Here is a 1,130-nt window from a genome sequence, read left to right on the forward strand (position 1 = left end):
CCATCGATCAGGCCGGGAATGATCGCCTTGCCAGCGCAGTCGACAACAGTTGCGCCCTCGGGGATGCCCTGGTTCAGCGCCGCTTTGCCGGCCGCAACGATTTTCTTGCCATCGACAATGACGGCGCCGACTTCGTCGATGCCGCGCGAGGGGTCGACGATGCGGACGCGCTCAAAGACCGTCGTGCTCATGCGCCGCTGCCCTCTTGATTACGGCGGGGGTCGAGCAGCGCTTCCATCACCGCCATGCGCACGGCGACGCCCATTTCCACTTGCTCCTGGATGACGCTTTGCGGACCGTCGGCGATTTCCGAGGCGATCTCGACGCCGCGGTTCATCGGGCCGGGATGCATCACCATCGCGTCGTCCTTGGCGGCCTTCAGCTTTTCGGCATCGAGGCCGAAATAGCGGAAATATTCGCGCACCGATGGCACGAAAGCGCCTTCCATCCGCTCGCGCTGCAGGCGCAGCATCATCACCACGTCGGCGTCCTTGAGGCCCTCGGCCATCGACCGCGTGACGATGACGCCCATTTTCTCGATGCCGGACGGCAGCAGCGTTGAAGGCGCGACGACCCGAACCTGTGCGCCGAGTGCGTTGAGCAGCATGATGTTGGAGCGCGCCACGCGTGAATGCAGGATGTCGCCGCAGATCGCGACAATCAGCTTCGACAGCGGACCCTTGGCACGGCGGATGGTCAGCGCGTCGAGCAGCGCCTGTGTCGGATGCTCGTGCGCGCCGTCGCCGGCATTGACGACGGAGCAGCCGACTTTTTGGGCCAGAAGGGCTGCGGCACCCGCCGATTGGTGGCGGATGATCAATATATCGGGCCGCATGGCGTTCAGCGTCATCGCCGTGTCGATGAGCGTCTCGCCCTTCTTCACCGACGAACTTGCCACCGACATGTTCATGACATCGGCGCCGAGCCGCTTGCCGGCCAGCTCGAACGAGGACTGCGTGCGGGTCGAGGCTTCGTAGAAGAGGTTGATCTGGGTGCGGCCGCGCAGCGTCGAGGTTTTCTTCTCGGACTGCCGCGAAATCGCGACGGCCCGATCCGCCCTGTCGAGCAAAAGCTCGATGTCGGCAGGCGAAAGATCGCTGATGCCCAGAAGATGGCGGTGAGGGTAGAGT

Annotated in this window: 1 protein-coding gene and 1 pseudogene; both read right to left on the reverse strand. The window is 64.1% G+C overall.

Features of this window, described 5'->3' with window-relative positions:
* Positions 1 to 191, reverse strand: a pseudogene (locus AC1DX0_RS36205) (dihydroorotase); the annotation flags it as partial.
* A partial coding sequence (locus AC1DX0_RS36210; RefSeq protein ID WP_477359346.1) for an aspartate carbamoyltransferase catalytic subunit occupies positions 188 to 1,130 on the reverse strand: 943 nt, incomplete at its 5' end. The pseudogene AC1DX0_RS36205 and the gene AC1DX0_RS36210, both read right to left, overlap by 4 nt.

This window comes from Mesorhizobium sp. P3_A9, from assembly GCF_056402975.1.